Source organism: Chryseobacterium sp. II3a, assembly GCF_057815135.1.
This window is the reverse complement of sequence record NZ_JBYPZJ010000009.1, coordinates 12667-30869: the sequence shown is the minus strand read 5'-3', so window position 1 is coordinate 30869 and position 18203 is coordinate 12667. Positions and strand designations below refer to the sequence as shown.

Below are 18203 nucleotides of genomic sequence, written 5' to 3'. Positions count from 1 at the left end.
GACGACCATTTCAATTTCTTTAAAAATGGATTTAAATACTGATGCCTAAAGACTTTTTTACTTTAATTTCTTTATCATCTCCGCAATTTCCTTTATCTTTAAAGCAATCAATATATATTATGAGGATAAATAGATTTTTTGCAGTACCAGCTGTTATGCTGGCTGCCCAATTTTCATGGGCTCAGGTAAAGGTAGACCCAAAAGAAAACCTTCACCCAATCGTAAAAAGTTTTGTAGATGAAGTTAATAATAATTCCCAGCTTGAAGGGATGGCATATGAGCTTCTGGATGGGATAGGACCACGTCTTGTGGGAACTCCTGAAATGCTTGCCGCTAATGAATGGAGTGCAGAAAAGCTTCGTTCATGGGGAATTGATGCCAATCTTCAGCAATTTGGAACCTGGAAAGGATGGCAGAGAGGAACTACCCATGTTGATATGGTGTTTCCAAGAGTAAAATCTTTGGCTGCTACTCAGCTGGCGTGGAGTCCTGCTACTAAAAAAGCGGTTGAAGCAGAGGTGATCATTCTTCCAAAAGTATCATCTAAAGCAGAATTTGACAAATGGCTTCCGTCTGTAAAGGGAAAGATTGTACTGATGTCTCAGTATCAGAAGATCGGACGTTCTGATGAACAGATCAAAGAATTTGCAACTCCGGAACTGTATGAAAAACTTAAAGCCGAAAAAGAACAGGCTGCCAAAGATTTTACAGCCTATGTAAAGAACTTGGGGTATGATAATAATACGCTTCCTGAAGCATTGGAAAATGCGGGTGCAGCTGGAATTGCCATTTCAAACTGGACAGGAATCATGGGTGCAAACAGGATTTTTGGCGCAAAAACATCCAAAATCCCAATGATAGACATTGATGTGGAAGATTATGGAATGCTTTACAGAATGGCAGAGAAAGGAGCACAACCTAAAATTAAAATTGATGCTCAGTCTAAGGTGCTTCCTGAAGCGAAAAGCTTTAATACAATCGGTATGATTAAAGGGAAAGAAAAACCGGATGAATATGTCATTCTTTCCGCTCACCTTGATTCATGGGATGGTGCCCAGGGTGCTACAGACAACGGAACAGGAACACTGACGATGCTTGAAACCATGAGAATTCTTAAAAAATACTATCCCAATAACAAAAGAACAATTGTGATTGGTCTTTGGGGAAGTGAAGAACAAGGATTGAACGGTTCAAGAGGCTTTGTAGCAGATAATCCTCAGATTATTAAAGGAACACAAGCAGCATTCAACCAGGATAATGGTACCGGACGTGTTGTTAATATCAGTGGTCAAGGATTTGTGAAAGCTTATGATTATATCGGGAAATGGCTTGACGGAGTTCCAAAAACAGTAAGAAGCCACATTAAGACTGACTTCCCGGGAATGCCTGGCGGCGGAGGATCTGACCATGCTTCATTTGTTGCAGCAGGAGTACCTGGATTCTCGCTGGGTTCTTTGAACTGGGGCTATTTTGGGTACACATGGCATACAACAAAAGATACCTACGACAAAATTGTTTTTGATGAGGTGAAGAATAATGTGATCCTAACGGCTGCCTTAGCATATATGGCTTCTGAAGATCCTGAATTCACTAGCAGAGAAAAAAGGGTGATGCCTAAAGACGATAAAGGAAACCTGATACAGTGGCCGGAAGCAAAAGAACCTAAAAGAAGTTCTAAAGATTATAAATAATAAAAATTCTATAGCAAAGTAGAATTTCTGAAGGTTGCCTGAAAAGGTGACCTTTTTTAATTCTTAGTTATTTATATCACTTTAAATTGAAATAATGTTCCTTAGAGGCCAATTTTATACAAATGAAAATTTGTACAAATAAATGGTCTTGTAATGATATTGTATGCAAGTCAGAATGTGCTTTAAGATAAATATTGAATAAAGAATGTGAAGCTTTAATTTGATTTTGAATGTTGGATAAAAGGAATCAAATAATTAATTGATAAGTTTTTTCACAAAATGGATACAACCTTTGGTTGTGTGCTAAATATTGATTTTTGTACATTTTTCCGACAAAAAAAACAATAAAAAAACATGTAAATACAAAAAGAGGTAAGGGGTGGATTTTTAATTTTAAAAATCTTTTAGAACTAAAAACACACATCACATTATGAAAAAAAATATACCGGACGGAAGAGATTCTGTTCATAGAACCAATCTTATAGAAAAACAAATTTTTTATATTGTAAAACCTGGGGAAAGTCTGGAAAGTATTTCCAGGGATCTTAGGCTTGAAAATCCCCAATACCTTCATGAATATCATAATAAACACTGTAGTTTCCTGGATACAATTCCTGAGAATGGAAAATTAAGATTGCTGCAAAAGCTCTGTATTCCTGATACTGAAGAAATACTGAAATTAAATTCCCTAATACAGAAACGGGGAGAAAGTGTATATAAGCAATTTCCAAACGGAAAACTTCCTTTTAATGCAGAGGCGGTTTCCGGAAAATACAGGATCATCCAAACCGAAAGTGATGATGGCACTCAGAAAAGTGAATATGCTTATTCAATACATTTTCATTATATAAAAGAAGAGGAAAACAGGCATTATATTCATTTTTCAATGAGTGATTTTACAAAAGATGGGGAAGAACTGGAACAAAAGATCAATAGTCTGGCTTCTGCGTTTGTAAAAATCATTTATCCGATAACATTAGTGATCGAGAGGTCAGGAAAGTTGGTGGCAGCAGAAACCCATAAAGAAATTCAACACATCATTAATGAAATTGAGGGACTAAAGAACTATCACGAGGGTAGGTATGCATCCATGCATATTGATCATATGAAAGATAAAATGGCTAATCCAAAGGTTATGTATAAGAGTTTGAAAAATATATTACCTATACAGTTGCTTTTTGGCAGCTTTTATCAGGAACATTATAACCCACAAAATAGTACGGATCCTTGTACAGAAGAATTTTCATGGCTAGCTCCGGCTTCTCCAGTTAGGATGGAAGTCATTAATCAAATTATATCAGAAGAAAAATCCAATCGTATAGAAGTGCTGCAGACCGGAAAATCGGTAGATTATCGCACAGTTGAGGAACTTTTTGATACTGATCGGGAATATAATCCATCGGAAACGTTTCATTCAAAATCACTAGCAGCCAATCATTCGGTAATATATACGTTAAATGCTGAAGATTTTTCAGTTCAGAAAGTAAAAGCAGAATTTGATATCCAGATTGCTGATTATGAGAAGTCCATCACTTTTGAATTGGAAAAATTAGTGGGATAATTAAAAAACACTATTGAACGAACCCAACACAAAAATTATGTCAGAAAATTTATCAGCACACGATGGTAAGCATTTTGTCATTCAAAAAGGCAAAGCTAGCTGCAATCAGGGAGATCTGTTCCCGCAGTTTAAGGTTAGCTCCCATCAAAAACATTATTGGAATCATAAAGAGGTTTCAGCAGATTATCTTGCTGTAACGGAGGAGGACATAGAGTTTATTCCTTCTGGACCAAGCTTCGGAAAATGTCGATTAAAACCATCTTCTGGTGGATATTTACCTTGTGTTTATACTCCTGCTGGAACGTGGCAGAAGACTTATGAAAAGGTAAAGGTAATGGGCAAAAACTGTCTTTCCGAAATCTCTGAGCTGATGTGCACTACTGGGGGAATAATTGCTGTGAAAGATCATGGACAAACCTCTACAATGAACCGTCAGAATATAACACTGGCTGATCCTCAAAGTTACCATCTTATTAATCCGTTTATGGATTTGAAAGAATCTCAGGAAGAACTGGAAGAACCCGATCCGATTTATGAATAATATACTTCAAAAGTAACAGACATGGCAAAATTGACTATTACAGGCAGTACCCAACCTGTTGTTGGAAATACAGAGGTATATTCAATTTCGGTGTTTGATAATCTGATTTCTTCCAATCCATTTTCTTTTCCACCACCCAAAATACAGTGGAATATTCATGTACAGGATAAAAAAGGATGGAGAATTGCTCATGGAAATGCCAAAGAAGGTGAACATATTACGTATCAATTCACGCATAAAAGTTTACAATATAAAACTTTGAAAATTGAAGTGAAAAGAGGGAAAGATAAAGGTGAACTTTATATAAAACCAAAGGAGGCTGAAGAACCGAAAATTCTGCGGGTAGATTTATTAGATATTAATTCTCAGCGGTTGCAGAAAGGAAAACTGCTTCATTATACCGATACATTGATCGCCAAAGCTCATTGTGTGGGAATGTTCGGTCATAAAGTATCCTTTACCTTATGGGAAGACGATGCAGTAGGCAAGGGGCATGATCCGGTTATTAATATGATGAACAAAATCAATCTGGTTCCTCTTGTAGGGGAAGTGGATCATGAAGGCATTGCTAAAGTTATTTTCAGATTACCCAGCTATACCATGGCAGTACAGATTGCCAATGCCCAGGTAGCCACAGGAGATAAAAGCGAGGGTAAAACCCATGAATATTACGTGACCGCCGAAATGGCCTCTAAACATATTCTGAAGACCAGTCCCAATGTAAATGTGGCTAATCCCACCCATATTCCTGAACCTCCTGAAAAGCAAAAGCCAAAGGAAAATCATCCTGCTCACAGGAAACCTCCCATGGCTCCTGAAAAAAGGGAAGTAAAGCCTGGTAAACCAAAACCTAAAGAAGATACCCCAAAATTTCCGCAAACTCCAGCTGCAAAGAAACAGGCTGATCCTGAAGGGAAGATTGTAAGTGCAGAGTTTACAGATGGTACAGGAAAGCCTTTGAAAAGTGCTAAAACAGGAGATGCTGTATCCATTAAGATCATTTCCCAAAACATGAAAGGCAAAAATATAAAAGTAAGGATCTGGGAAGAGGATTTATCCCGTTACAGCAATGATCTTATGTATGAAAGTTCAGTAACACTGGCTTACCATACTACCAATTTCATCAATGGGATTATCCTAACAAAAGAGATGTACAACAAAAGCAATGACTGGGGTGAAGGTAGTGAGCGGGAATATTTCATAGAAATAGAACACCTAAATACCTCCGTAACCTCTCAGGTCATTCCGGTAAGTCCTGATGCTGAACCAGTGAAAGTGGATGCTAATGATTCTGCTGCGGTGATTAAGGAGAAGAAACAGGAGAAAAAAGGAAACTGCGTCTGTCAGGAACAATACAAAGATTTAATCTGGGGAGCCAAAGTAAGTTGTGAATTCAGGGAAAAAGTAGTTGAAATATGCAAGGATTTATGGCCTAAAAATTATATGGTAATGGCTAATAATTTAATGGCTTGTATGGCTTGGGAAACAGGAGAAAGCTTCAGCCCTTCTGCTAAAAATCCCAAATCTTCAGCGACAGGGCTAATTCAGTTTATGGCTGATACAGCTAAGGATCTAGGAACAACAACAAGCGCACTTGCAAAGATGACCGCTGTAAAGCAGTTGGATTATGTAAAAAAATATTTTGAGAATATAAGAAATAAAGATTATGAATTTGTGGATTTCTATTTAAGAATTCTATTTCCAGCGTCAATGGGTAAACCTGATGAACATGTTGTGTTTAGTAGAGATGGAGAAGGCCTAAATAAAAGTGATAGAAATTATAAAGAACGAATAAATGCTTATGGAGTTAATTCTGGATTTGATACAAACCCTAAATACGGCAATGATGATGGAATGGTAACGAAAGCGGAAATTAAAAAAGGAATCCAAAAATATATTGATAAAGGGAAATTAAATAAAGTTAAAATCTTTGACTGCCAAAAAGCTAATCCTGTTAGTACTTCACCTCCTGAAAAAGGAACCTGGAATGTGATAATTACTGAGCACTATACAGGAAGTAAATGTAATCATATAGAAAAAACACCAGTTAGGAAAAACTGCAGAAGAGGAAAAATAGAAGTTTTAGATGATAATAGTAAAGTGGTTTTTACAATAGTTGATTGTTTACTGGAAGGTATAAAAGGAGAAGACAGAAGTAAGACTTCAGCAGACGTTCCATATGGAGCATATCAAATCAATGAAACCACTCCATTTTATAGTTCTACTGCCTCAAATAAAATTACATATGGTCCAAATCCAAGATTGGTTTTTGAACCCATAAAAGGAAGTGGGGATGATGCGGATAAAAGTGGAAGATCTGCTATTAGAATACATGGAGGTAGACAGGAAGGGAATCCAGTTAAGACTTTAAAAAGGACAGAAGGTTGTATAAGAATTTATGATGAGGACGCAAAAGACTTCTATAATTGGTGGATTGAATTTAAAAAAAAGAATCCAGGTATTAAACCCGGAAAAGTAATAATAAAAAAATAATTTATGAGAATATTCCTATTGATTACACTTTTCCTTGCTATAGGTTGCCAGAATAATAAAAAAGATAATGACCGTATGGAACAAAAAACAATAGAATTAAATCAGGAAAGTAAACTTATTGATCAAATACAGTTAGACAATAACTTTCTGTTTGATAAGGATAACATTTTGCTCAGGAGATTTCAATATAAGGAAGATTACATCGAAAATATTAAGATAAAAGATCTTTTGAATAAAAATTTCAGAAGTCATTTTATAGAATATTTGGCAGATGCTAAAACAGAAGAAGATGAGTTGAAGTCTTCCCTCATTTGTCAGTTATTATTGTTGAGAATAGTAGAATTATCTGATAGTAATGCCTTTTATATATTATCCGAGATTTCAAAAAATGAAACAGTTTCCTATAACGGGATAGAACTGTATGAAAACCTTTTCATTCAAATGTTTTTAAATGATCCTTATTTCTTTATTCAGCAAAGTGTAAAATATAATGATTCTTCATTGGTAGATTATATTTTTGAAGTTTCACAAGGGTATTTTGTTGATGAAGACTTTTTAGATATGAATTTAGGATACATAAAGACTAAAGAGAAAGATCTATTACTTTTAAAGCCTGAGGCACAAAAAGAAATAAAATATCTTCCACTGGTTAAAAAGATTGATAGGATGCCCAAAATAGAAGTACAGCTTGGACCTTCATTTTATACCAGTTTTGAAACGATAAATAAAAGTTTTATAAATATTAATTCTATTTTTGGAAAGGAGCTGACTCAAAAGATGAATGTTACAGAGATGAATTATTTTAAACAACATATTCTTCCCATGATTAAAAAAAATCAATTAAATTCTGATGAAATGAGTAATAAATAGATGATTCAAACAAATAAAGGAATTTATAAAATAAGCATTGAATTATTGGGCATATTGTTGCTGATACAGATATTTTCATGCACAAAAACAGACAGTCCGGTAAATGAAAAACATAAGAATTCTACATTGCTAAAAAATCAAAATGATAATAAAAAAGAAAATAAAGATACACTAAGTTTAGAATACGAACTGAAAGGAGAAGATGAGTTTATATCTGAAAAATTATTTCAAAAGTGGAAAGGCTTATATATTATGGAAAATAATGATGTAATTGATGGTTGGGGGAGGGAATCTATTTCTTATGCAGAGCTAAACATGGTAAATCCAGATAGTTGTATATTTAAAAGTTGGTTGGCAGATAATAAAGGTAAAAGGTATGATAAGGATGATAACTATCAGGAATATTTTGGAGGAATTTTCGCTACAACTAATAAAGATTCTATAGAGTTTTTTACCAAAAGAATAATAGAAGGAGGAAATGAAAATCTCCCACCTCTATTAACATTAATTAAAAGGAAGAATGAGTATTTTATATCTAGTTTTTTGACCTCTCCACCTCATAACGGAATTATTGAAATGCCAATACAAAAGGTCACATCAAAATAAAACCGACTCACAAAACGTAAGTCGGTTTTTATTTAAATATAATTTTTTAAATCAGAGAAACCTGAAATCTGGGCTTCATGTGGGCTGGAGAGCTTTCCAAAACCATATTCACAGAAAATAAAAGCGAGTTCGTTGGAAGCCGCAGAATCGTAATCAGTTTGAGTATCACCAACATATACAGAATCTTCAACAGATAATCCATTTCTTTCCATGAGAAGCTGTATGTTTTCTGACTTCGTTTTTTGAGTGCGCCCATGAGATTCAAAATCTACGAAGAGATTATTGAATTGGTAATATTCTAAAAACGATTCAATATAGCCGTCCTGACAATTGCTTACAATGAAAAGGTTGTTTGTATTGGCAAGGCTTTTCAAGGTCTCTTCAACACTGGGATAAAGAATACCACCCTGTATTCCCAATACTTTATTTTCTTCGGTTACCACTTCAGAAAGAAGTTCCTGAATCTGCAGGTCTGAAATTCCGGGAAGCATATCCTTCAGAATATCATGTGCCAGTAAGCCCATATACTGATTCATATCATCAGGTTTCAGTTCCTTTTGGATCAATTGATGCTTACCTAAAACATCATTCCATATTTTGATAATCGTAGCTCTGGAATCCCATAATGTTCCATCCAGATCGAAAATTAGATTTTTATAACTCAAAGTCTTTTTATTTAATGGTTAAAATAATAAATAAAGCATTTATAGAATCATACTCAACTGCACTCTTTTCCTTGCCTCATCCACTTCAGTTATCTTTACTCTCACATGTTGATGCAGTTTCACAACCTCATTTACATCAGAAACAAATCCGCCCTTAAGCTGTGAAATGTGGACCAGCCCGCTTTCTTTAATTCCAAGGTCTACAAAACATCCGAAAGCGGTAATATTGTTAACAATTCCCGGTAGAATCATACCTATTTTCAGGTCTTTAATGCTTTTTACGCTAGGATCAAATTCAAATACCTTGGCTGCTTTTCTTGGATCTAAGCCTGGTTTTTCAAGCTCCTTTAAAATATCCTTAATTCCCAGGATCCCAATGTCTCCTGTAATATAATTTTCAGGTTTTACCAATGCAATTTTTTCCTTGTTGGCAATCAGTTCATCAGCTTTAATACCAAGATCCTTAGCCATTTTTTCTACAATGCCATACGCTTCAGGGTGTACAGCAGAATTATCCAGCGGATTTTTTGAATTGCTGATTCGTACAAACGCTGCCGCCTGCTGGAAAGCCTTTTCTCCAAGTCTCGGAACCTTTTTAAGTTGCTTTCTGTCTTCAAAAGCACCGTTTTCAGCTCGGTAATTCACAATGTTTTCAGCCATTTTCTCTCCAATTCCGGAAACGTAGCTTAATAGAGATTTACTAGCTGTATTTAAATTGATTCCAACAGAATTCACACATTTCATCACAGTAGAATCCAGTTCATTCTTTAATTGAGTTGGGTCTACATCATGTTGATATTGTCCAACTCCAATGGATTTCGGATCAATTTTTACCAGTTCAGCCAACGGATCAGAAAGTCTCCTTCCGATAGAAACGGCACCACGAACGGTTACATCATAGCTTGGAAACTCATCTCTGGCAATTTTGCTCGCAGAATATACCGAGGCTCCTGCCTCAGAAACCACAAAAACCTGTAAAGGCTTATCAAAAGCAATTTTCTTGATAAAAAATTCCGTTTCACGGCTTGCTGTTCCATTTCCGATAGATATCGCTTCAATATTATAAGCATTCACCATAGAACGAATCTTTTTCATGGCCATCCCGGATTCATTCTGCGGAGCGTGAGGGTAGAGGGTTTCATTATGAAGAAGATCACCTTTTTCATCCAGACAAACCACTTTACAGCCGCTTCTGTAACCTGGATCAATCGCCAGAATTCTTTTTTCTCCCAATGGCGGAGCTAAAAGCAGTTGACTCAGATTCTCAGAGAAGATTTCAATCGCTTTTTTATCGGCTTTCTCTTTAGCTTCCTGTAAAGCTTCATTGGAAATAGCAGGTTCTAACAGTCTTTTATAGCTATCTTTAATGGCTAAAGCAATCTGTTCAGAGCTTTCATTATTAGATTTGATAATCGCTTTTTCAATAAAATCGATGGCTTCTTCTTTGTCAATTCCCACATTGGTTTTCACAAAACCTTCCGATTCTGCTCTCAGCATCGCCAAAAGCCTGTGAGAAGGTGTTCTGCTGAGGTTTTCTTCCCATTCGAAATACTGGGAGAACTTCTGGGCATCTTCTTCATCCTTTTTAGCCTTCACCACTTTAGAGGTGACAACAGCTTTACGCTGGAACAAACGGCGCAGGTTTTTACGGACATACATATTTTCATTGATCCATTCGGCCATGATGTCTCTTGCTCCCTGAAGCGCTTCTTCCTCAGAAGAAACTTCATTGTTCAGGTATTTGGCAGCCAGTAACAGGATATCATTATTTTTCTGGCTCATAATGATTTTCGCTAAAGGTTCTAATCCTTTTTCCTTAGCAGCATCAGCCTTCGTTTTCTTACGCTTCTTAAAAGGAAGATATAAGTCTTCCAGTTCCTGAATATCAAAACTTTCTTCAATTCTTTGTCTCAGTTCAGGAGTTAAAGCATCCTGCTCTTCTATCGATTTTAAAATAGATTCCTTTCTTTTGACAATCTCTTCAAACTGTTTGCTGATCTTGGCGATCTGCTCAATCTGTATTTCATCCAGGTTTCCGGTTTTATCTTTTCTGTAACGGGAAATAAAAGGAATGGTACAGTCTTCTGCTAATAATTGTAACGTATTGTTGATGCTCTTCTCAGAAATATTGAGCTGCTTCTGTATAAATTCTACGGTCGTCATTGTTCTGTTTTCGGATAGCTAAAATAGGATTTTAAAACGAAAAAAGGCGGGTTGCCCCACCTTGAATAGTTTTTACTTTAAATTTGATTCTAAGAATTAATGGACAATTGCTATTGCCATTCCATCATATTCTTTTGCTCCTACGGTTTGCATAATCGTAGCGGTAACTTTTGGATTGTTAGCCAGCATTTGATTAAAACGCTGTACGCCTTTCACTTTCTCATCATGGGTGTTTTCATCCAAAACCTGACCTTCCCGGATGACATTATCACAAATAATGATGGTTCCCGGATGAGATAATTGTAATGCCAGTTCAAAATATTCGGTATAAGGCGGTTTATCGGCATCAATAAAAATAAAGTCGAAAGCTTCTTCACCTTTAGCAATAAGTTCATGCAATACATCCATTGCTTTACCGATCCGTAAATCAATCTGATCAGAAAGGCCTGCTTTTGTAATGTTTTGAGTGGCAATATCAGCGTGATGAGGATCAAATTCTACGGTAATCACTTTACCATCTTTAGGAAGCGCTCTGGCCATCCAAATGGTACTGTAAGCCCCAAGAGTACCCAATTCTAATACACGTTTAGCTTTACAGGAGAGAAGCATCAGTTGAAGAAACTTCCCTTGTACCGGGGTTACACTGATTTGTGGCATGGCAGCTGCATCCAGAGATTGGATGGTTTCCTGAAGTACAATATCTTCAGGAGCTATCAGATTACTGATATAGTCATCTACTTTTTCAAATAATTGCGGATTCATATTTTTGATTTGATTGAAACGAAGGTAGTGAATTTTGAAATCTCTGTATAAAGCAAAACAGATCCCTCTGGGAGAGGGATCTGTTTTATACAATCGGAATGCATCTGCAAGAGCAAGGGACACCTAGCATTGGGTCACATACGCTTATGTCTTCGCAAACATACATATAACCAGCTTTACAAAAATCAATTCCACCTTTAATTGATTTTAGATTTTCTTTCGTGATTTTTTTTAAATTTTTCATGGTATAATTTTAGTTTGTGAGACTAAATATATAAATTATTCTTGGTTTAGGGATTTAACATAAAAATATTTTTTAGAATATCAGGGATATGTTAAAAAAAACAGTGATTTTGTTGAACAATATAAAATTCAAAATAGAATAATGAAATAAATATTTCAGTTTTCGTTTATTTCTCACCATATTACAATTCCTAACGTTGGTAGCGAAATTTACATTTCTTGATGTATGATAAGAGAAGACCCATAAGGTTTGTCTATTTTTGTACCCGAAAACAATAAACTTTTTTAAACAGTTCAATAATATGAAAAAAATTAGCGTAATTGCATTAGTAGCAGTAGGATTGATGGCTGCATCATGTACGAATAAAGAAAAAACAGATACATCAGTAGCTACCGAACAAGCCGTTGCTGAGAGCAAAGGTGAAGTATTAGCAGTAGATACTACAGCTTCTGTAGTCAACTGGAAAGCTTTCCACAAAGGAGGTTTTGCTCCACGTTGGGGAACTCTTAATGTAAAATCAGGAGATTTAAGCATTGAAGGTGGACAAGTAGTAGCTGGAAACTTCAATATTGATATGACTTCTATTAAAGTAGATCCTGCTTCAGTAACTGAAAAAGATAAAAAACCAGCAGATCTTGAAGCTCACCTTAAGAACCCAGATTTCTTTGATGTAGCGAAAAATCCAGCTTCAGACTTTAAAATTACAAGTGTAGCAGACCTAAAAGAAGCACCAAAGGATGCTGTAGCAGGAGCTAACAAAACTGTAAGCGGAAACCTGACATTAATGGGTAAAACAATGAATGTTACTTTCCCGGCTAAAGTAGATGTAGTAGATAATACAGCAGCTATTCAGGCTAAATTCACAGTAAACAGAACAGACTGGGGAATCAAATTTGGAACTACTGAAACTGATCCTGCAGAATGGATGATCAGCAAAGACATAGAAATTGCTATCGATGTAAAAGCAAAAAAATAAGGTAATATAATACTTTATATAAATCAAGAGCTGTCCTTCTAAGGCAGCTCTTTGTATTTGTGTATATTTTTAACCTTTTTTAGTAATTTATAACACCCAGACGGCATTATTTTTTCTTTTCATTAAAGATAACACCCAAAATTTTAATATCATGTCAAAAAAAATTGCAATTCTGGCGACAAACGGCTTTGAAGAAAGCGAACTTCAATCACCCAAAGAATATTTGGAGCAGCAGGGATGGGCAGCTCATATTGTAAGTCCTGAAGCAGGAACCATCAGATCATGGGCTGAAAAAGATTGGGGAAAAGATTATCATGTTGACAAAACATTGGATCAAGTGAAGGCTGCTGATTATGATGCTTTGGTCCTGCCCGGCGGAGTGATCAATCCTGATCAGTTAAGAACGAATGGGCAAGCACTGGCATTTGTAAGAGATTTTTTTATACAGAATAAACCAGTAGCAGCTATTTGCCACGGGCCACAGGTTTTAATCAACGCAAAGGTAGTCAATGGCAGACATATGACTTCCGTAAAATCAATCAGTAAAGATCTTATCAATGCCGGAGCCCATTGGGAAGATAAGGAAGTGGTGGTAGATAATGGGCTGGTAACAAGCAGAACCCCAAAAGATCTTCCCGCTTTTAATGCTAAAATGGTGGAAGAATTTAAGGAAGGAAAACATGCGGGCCAAATATTATAGCCTTTATCAAAAACTTTATAAAGCCTGGAATTATAAAATTCCGGGCTTTTTATAGAAATCATAGAAATCTTTTGAGATTGTACGAAATAGTATTGATCATGAAAAAACAGATTAATTGAAAATCCATGAATTCTGAATACGTACACAATATTCACTTCCTAAATATAAAGGATTTCCATGCTTTTCAGACCAAAAACCATCCAATATATCTTTACTTAAACAACGGTATACCGCAACTCCTTTATAAATGTTATGATCATCACCTTCATAATTAAAATTAAGGACTAAGATACTGTCTTTGTAAAATCCGGTACCGTTTTGGATATGATCACCAATAGTCCACTGGGCAATCATCCTGGCATTTTCATCAACAGATAAAATTAAGGTACCCTGATAAGAAAACTGGTCAGATAGTTCCTGATTACTTCCTTTGATAGAATAAGTTCCTGCTAAATCATATACTGTCATCGATTCATTTTTATAGGAGGCAAATTTATAAAATCTTATTTGATCAACGTTGCAGCCATGGTAGAGAGTAATAAACGTTAGCCTTAGAACTTTCCCAGATATAAATTAAACTTTATTTTTGCAACAAATTAATTGTAGAATGATTCCTTTTCTGTTGATCACTAACCTTATTACCTTCGGTGTTTTTGGATTTGATAAACTCCAAGCCAAAAGACAACAATGGCGGATTTCTGAGAATACTCTTTTAGGTCTTTCATTGATTGGAATTATTGGTGCAGCTTCAGGGATGGTCATTTTTAATCATAAAGTATCTAAAAAGTCTTTTCTGGTAAAATTTTTCATCGTAGTTTTAATTGATGTTGTACTGTTATACCGTTTGATAAGACATTGATATAGAATACCTCATTCAAAAAAATATTTTTTGAATCCGGTTTTTTCTTACATTTATCATTCAACAATCAAAAACTTTATAACTATGAAAAATGTAAGAAAAATGACAAGAGACGAAATGAAAACTCTGACAGGAGGAATTGCAAAAGGAATGGTGAGATGTAAGGATCCCGATACTTGTACACTGAGATGGGGATGGCCTACAGGAGATTCCAGTAATTGTGGTGATTTTGCTATTATATGTGGCGATGCACCGGCAGTTGATCCATGTGATTCGTCTTTATGTGCATAACCGTTTAAGAGTGTTTTTTAACACTCTTTTTTTTATGCCTCTGTAAACGTGTATTTTAAACAGAATGTTAATTATTTATCCAATAAAATTGTTTTTCATTAAAAATCACTATTTTTGCACTCGTAAAAATCCTATATGCAAAACATTAGAAATATTGCGATTATCGCACACGTTGACCACGGGAAGACGACTTTGGTTGACAAAATCATCCACGCAACCAACATTTTCAGAGAAAATCAGGAGAGTGGAGAATTAATTATGGATAATAATGATCTTGAAAGAGAAAGAGGGATCACCATCTTATCCAAGAATATTTCTGTTACTTATAAAGACACTAAAATTAACGTAATTGATACTCCTGGTCACGCGGATTTCGGTGGAGAAGTAGAGAGAGTATTGAAAATGGCTGACGGAGTTATCCTGTTGGTGGATGCGTTCGAAGGACCAATGCCACAAACAAGATTCGTACTTCAGAAAGCTTTAGAATTAGGATTGAGACCATTAGTGGTTATCAATAAAGTAGATAAACCAAACTGCCGTCCGGACGAAGTTCACGATCAGGTATTTGATTTATTCTTCAACCTTGAAGCTACTGAAGAGCAATTAGACTTCCCAACATTCTACGGGTCTTCTAAGCAAGGTTGGTTCAACACTTCATTAGAACAGACTGAAGATATTTTACCATTATTAGATGGTATCTTAGAACATGTACCAGCTCCAAAAGTAACTGAAGGTAACCTTCAAATGCAGATTACTTCTCTTGATTTCTCTTCTTTCTTAGGAAGAATTGCCATCGGAAAAGTAACAAGAGGAGAGATCAAAGAATCTCAATGGATTGGTCTTGCTCAGGCAGATGGAAAAGTGTTGAAAGGTAAAGTAAAAGAACTTTACGTTTTCGAAGGATTAGGAAAGAAAAAAGTAACTGAAGTTCAAGCTGGAGATATCTGTGCTGTAGTAGGTTTCGATGCATTCCAGATCGGTGATTCTTTCGTAGATCTTGAAAATCCTGAACCATTGGAAAGAACGGCTATTGATGAGCCTACATTGAACATGACGTTCTCTATCAACAATTCACCTTTCTTCGGTAAAGACGGTAAATATGTTACTTCTAACCACCTGAAAGAAAGATTAACAAAAGAATTAGAGAAAAACTTAGCATTAAGAGTTCAGCAAACTGATGATGCGAACACATTCTTAGTATTCGGTAGAGGTATTCTTCACTTATCAGTTTTAATTGAAACAATGAGAAGAGAAGGATATGAAATGACGATCGGTCAGCCACAGGTTATCCTAAGAGAAATTGACGGAGTTAGCTGTGAGCCTTACGAATCTTTAGTAGTGGACGTTCCTGAAGAATATGCATCAAGAGTTATCGACTTGGCAACTCAGAGAAAAGGTGACCTTCACATTATGGAAACTAAAGGAGAAATGCAGCACATGGAATTCGAAATTCCTTCAAGAGGTTTGATCGGATTACGTTCTCAAATGCTGACTGCTACTGCTGGAGAAGCTATCATGGCTCACCGTTTCACAGAATATAAGCCTTTCAAAGGAGCTATTCCGGGAAGAAACAATGGGGTGTTGATCAGCAAAACTACAGGTCCTGCTACGGAATATTCTATTGCTAAATTACAAGACAGAGGTAAATTCTTCGTTGATCCGGGTGAGGAAATCTACACAGGGATGATCATTGGAGAACAAAACAAACCTGGAGATCTTGTAGTAAACATCGTAGAAGCAAAACAGTTGAACAACATGAGAGCTTCTGGAAAAGATAAAGATACAGGTGTTGCACCAAAAATCTTATTCTCTCTTGAAGAATGTATGGAATATATCCAGGCTGACGAAGCCATCGAGGTAACTCCAAACTTCATCAGAATGAGAAAGAAAATCCTTTCTGAAGAAGAAAGAAAAAGAGTTGAAAGATCAGCGAAAGCGTAATCATTTCGATTTACAATCATATCATATAGAAAAGCCTCGAATTTTTCGAGGCTTTTTTTCTAAAGAAGAGGAAAAAATGTTTATTTTTTCACAACAATATCCAAAGTATTAAAATTTAATTTAAAGTAGTTTTGCGGCTATGAAAATGAGTAAACTAAAACTTATCGTTTTAATGGGAGTTCTAGCGTCTTACAGCACCTCATGTTCTACTCAGAACAATGTAACAAAGACTCCGCCTGTTAGAAATACAACAAAACCTAATACCACTACCACCACCCAGCCAAAACCTCCTGTAGCAGTAAAACCTACAACAGGAACATCAACGGAAGAAACATTCAGAACCAACCTTCCGGAGATCAAAAGAGAATTCCGCGGTGCATGGATTGCCAGTGTAGCAAATATCAACTGGCCGTCAAAAAACAACCTGACCGTAGAACAGCAGAAAGCAGAAGCCATTAGTATGCTGGATATGCTGAAAGATAATAATTTCAATGCAGCTATTTTTCAGATCAGACCTTCTGCAGATGCGCTGTATACAAGTAATATCGAACCTTGGTCTTACTTTTTAACAGGAGAAACAGGAACGGCTCCTTATCCCAGCTATGATCCGTTATTATTCTGGATTGAAGAAGCCCACAAAAGAGGATTGGAATTACACGTTTGGTTAAATCCTTACCGTGCCCACCACACCAATGGAGGTAACGTCAATAAAATGTCAATGGCCAACAGAATGTCTGACATTGTGGTAAGATTAAAAAATGGGATGTATTGGTTTGATCCAGCGAACCCAAAAACACAGGATCACGTATCCAATGTAGTAAAGGATATCGTAAAAAGATACGATATTGATGCCATTCACTTTGATGATTACTTCTATCCGTACGCTACTTACAACAAAGGAGCAGATTTTCCGGATTATGCGACCTGGAGTGCTTATCAAAACAGTGGCGGAACTCTGTCAAGAGCAGATTGGAGAAGAGATAACGTAAATAAATTTGTAGAACGTATCTATAAAGAAATTCATGCAGAAAAAAATAATGTAAGATTTGGAATCAGTCCATTCGGGATCTGGAAACCTGGATATCCTGCAGGAATTGTAGGATCATCTCAGTTTGATGAGCTGTATGCTGATGCTAAATTATGGTTAAACAAAGGCTGGGTAGATTACTTTTCTCCACAATTATACTGGCCAATTGATTCTAAAGGTCAGGGATTTGAGGCATTACTAAACTGGTGGCAGTCAGAAAATACCATGAAACGTCACTTATGGCCAGGCTTGAATACTGTTGAAATTAAAACGTATGACCGTCCAACAGAAATCAAGAATCAGATTGATATCTCCAGAAAGATTCTGAAGAATGATGCAGGAGAGATTCACTGGAGTATTGCAGGATTAACTAAAAATCCAGGAATGCTTCCAGCGCTGAAAAACGGCCCTTACAGCGAGAAGGCATTAGTTCCGAAATCTCCATGGATCAAAACCGTTCCATTACAAACCCCGACCTTATTTATTACAGATAACGGAAGCTTTGCTCAGACAAGGTGGAGTACAAAAAATGCTTCAGAAGTTTTCCAATGGGTATTATTCACTCAATATGACGGAGTTTGGCAAACAGAAATCCTACCATTGGATACCCTTTTCAAAGATATTCCAAAATTCAAAAATGGGAAAAAATTGAACGGAGTAGCCATCAAAGCCATTGATAGATTAGGAAACGAAAGTGATTATATGGCCAAAAAAATCAAATAAAGAAAAACTTATCATGGTATTGTAAAAGCCATTAAGTTTTAATCAATATAAAAGGGTTTAACATACAGTTGAACCCTTTTTTGTGGTATT

General features: G+C 36.0%; 17 protein-coding genes. 12 read left to right on the top strand and 5 right to left on the bottom strand.

The window, feature by feature from the left end; genetic code table 11:
- Positions 1 to 119 precede the first annotated feature (119 nt).
- From AC3HD6_RS18710 to AC3HD6_RS18685, 6 genes are all read left to right on the top strand, one after another.
- Positions 120 to 1691: a M28 family peptidase gene (locus AC3HD6_RS18710; RefSeq protein ID WP_488897710.1), complete on the top strand. Its 1572-nt coding sequence runs from the start codon at positions 120 to 122 to the stop codon at positions 1689 to 1691.
- 430 nt (positions 1692 to 2121) lie between these two features.
- Positions 2122 to 3252 carry a hypothetical protein gene (locus tag AC3HD6_RS18705; RefSeq protein ID WP_488897709.1) on the top strand — a complete coding sequence of 377 codons (1131 nt, stop codon included), beginning with the start codon at positions 2122 to 2124 and terminating at the stop codon, positions 3250 to 3252.
- A gap of 37 nt (positions 3253 to 3289) precedes the next feature.
- Positions 3290 to 3793 (top strand): DUF4280 domain-containing protein, encoded by a 504-nt coding sequence (locus AC3HD6_RS18700; protein WP_488897708.1) that lies wholly within the window; start codon positions 3290 to 3292, stop codon positions 3791 to 3793.
- A gap of 21 nt (positions 3794 to 3814) precedes the next feature.
- Positions 3815 to 6286 (top strand): L,D-transpeptidase family protein, encoded by a 2472-nt coding sequence (locus AC3HD6_RS18695; protein ID WP_488897707.1) that lies wholly within the window; start codon positions 3815 to 3817, stop codon positions 6284 to 6286.
- A gap of 3 nt (positions 6287 to 6289) precedes the next feature.
- Positions 6290 to 7156 carry a hypothetical protein gene (locus AC3HD6_RS18690; RefSeq protein WP_488897706.1) on the top strand — a complete coding sequence of 289 codons (867 nt, stop codon included), beginning with the start codon at positions 6290 to 6292 and terminating at the stop codon, positions 7154 to 7156.
- Positions 7157 to 7762 (top strand): hypothetical protein, encoded by a 606-nt coding sequence (locus AC3HD6_RS18685; RefSeq protein ID WP_488897705.1) that lies wholly within the window; start codon positions 7157 to 7159, stop codon positions 7760 to 7762. It abuts the gene before it with no gap.
- Between the two features lie 32 nt (positions 7763 to 7794).
- Here the strand turns inward: AC3HD6_RS18685 and AC3HD6_RS18680 are convergent, their stop codons facing one another.
- The 4 genes from AC3HD6_RS18680 to AC3HD6_RS18665 form a co-directional block, all read right to left on the bottom strand.
- Positions 7795 to 8427 (bottom strand): HAD family hydrolase, encoded by a 633-nt coding sequence (locus tag AC3HD6_RS18680; protein WP_488897704.1) that lies wholly within the window; start codon positions 8425 to 8427, stop codon positions 7795 to 7797.
- 39 nt (positions 8428 to 8466) lie between these two features.
- On the bottom strand, positions 8467 to 10590 hold the full coding sequence (locus AC3HD6_RS18675) for a Tex family protein (protein WP_488897703.1): 2124 nt from the start codon (positions 10588 to 10590) through the stop codon (positions 8467 to 8469).
- A 96-nt stretch (positions 10591 to 10686) separates the two neighbouring features.
- On the bottom strand, positions 10687 to 11352 hold the full coding sequence (locus AC3HD6_RS18670) for an O-methyltransferase (protein ID WP_488897702.1): 666 nt from the start codon (positions 11350 to 11352) through the stop codon (positions 10687 to 10689).
- A gap of 85 nt (positions 11353 to 11437) precedes the next feature.
- A complete protein-coding gene (locus AC3HD6_RS18665; protein WP_419716450.1) occupies positions 11438 to 11596 on the bottom strand; it encodes a bacteriocin-like protein in 159 nt (52 codons plus the stop codon).
- Positions 11597 to 11897: 301 nt separating this feature from the next.
- Here AC3HD6_RS18665 and AC3HD6_RS18660 point away from each other — a divergent pair, with 301 nt between their 5' ends.
- Positions 11898 to 12572, top strand: a complete 675-nt coding sequence (locus AC3HD6_RS18660) for a YceI family protein (protein WP_488897701.1) — start codon at positions 11898 to 11900, stop codon at positions 12570 to 12572.
- A 151-nt stretch (positions 12573 to 12723) separates the two neighbouring features.
- Positions 12724 to 13272, top strand: a complete 549-nt coding sequence (locus tag AC3HD6_RS18655; RefSeq protein WP_488897700.1) for a type 1 glutamine amidotransferase domain-containing protein — start codon at positions 12724 to 12726, stop codon at positions 13270 to 13272.
- Positions 13273 to 13383: 111 nt separating this feature from the next.
- Here the strand turns inward: AC3HD6_RS18655 and AC3HD6_RS18650 are convergent, their stop codons facing one another.
- On the bottom strand, positions 13384 to 13740 hold the full coding sequence (locus tag AC3HD6_RS18650) for a hypothetical protein (RefSeq protein WP_488897699.1): 357 nt from the start codon (positions 13738 to 13740) through the stop codon (positions 13384 to 13386).
- 139 nt (positions 13741 to 13879) lie between these two features.
- On the opposite strand from AC3HD6_RS18650, the gene AC3HD6_RS18645 reads away from it, so the two are divergent.
- From AC3HD6_RS18645 to AC3HD6_RS18630, 4 genes are all read left to right on the top strand, one after another.
- A complete protein-coding gene (locus AC3HD6_RS18645) occupies positions 13880 to 14131 on the top strand; it encodes a DUF1294 domain-containing protein (RefSeq protein WP_488897698.1) in 252 nt (83 codons plus the stop codon).
- 84 nt (positions 14132 to 14215) lie between these two features.
- Complete coding sequence (locus tag AC3HD6_RS18640) at positions 14216 to 14422, top strand: bacteriocin-like protein (RefSeq protein WP_488897697.1); 207 nt, start codon at positions 14216 to 14218, stop codon at positions 14420 to 14422.
- A gap of 135 nt (positions 14423 to 14557) precedes the next feature.
- Complete coding sequence (gene typA, locus AC3HD6_RS18635) at positions 14558 to 16363, top strand: translational GTPase TypA (protein WP_068943644.1); 1806 nt, start codon at positions 14558 to 14560, stop codon at positions 16361 to 16363.
- A 139-nt stretch (positions 16364 to 16502) separates the two neighbouring features.
- Complete coding sequence (locus AC3HD6_RS18630) at positions 16503 to 18113, top strand: glycoside hydrolase family 10-like protein (RefSeq protein ID WP_488897696.1); 1611 nt, start codon at positions 16503 to 16505, stop codon at positions 18111 to 18113.
- The last annotated feature ends 90 nt before the right edge of the window (positions 18114 to 18203 follow it).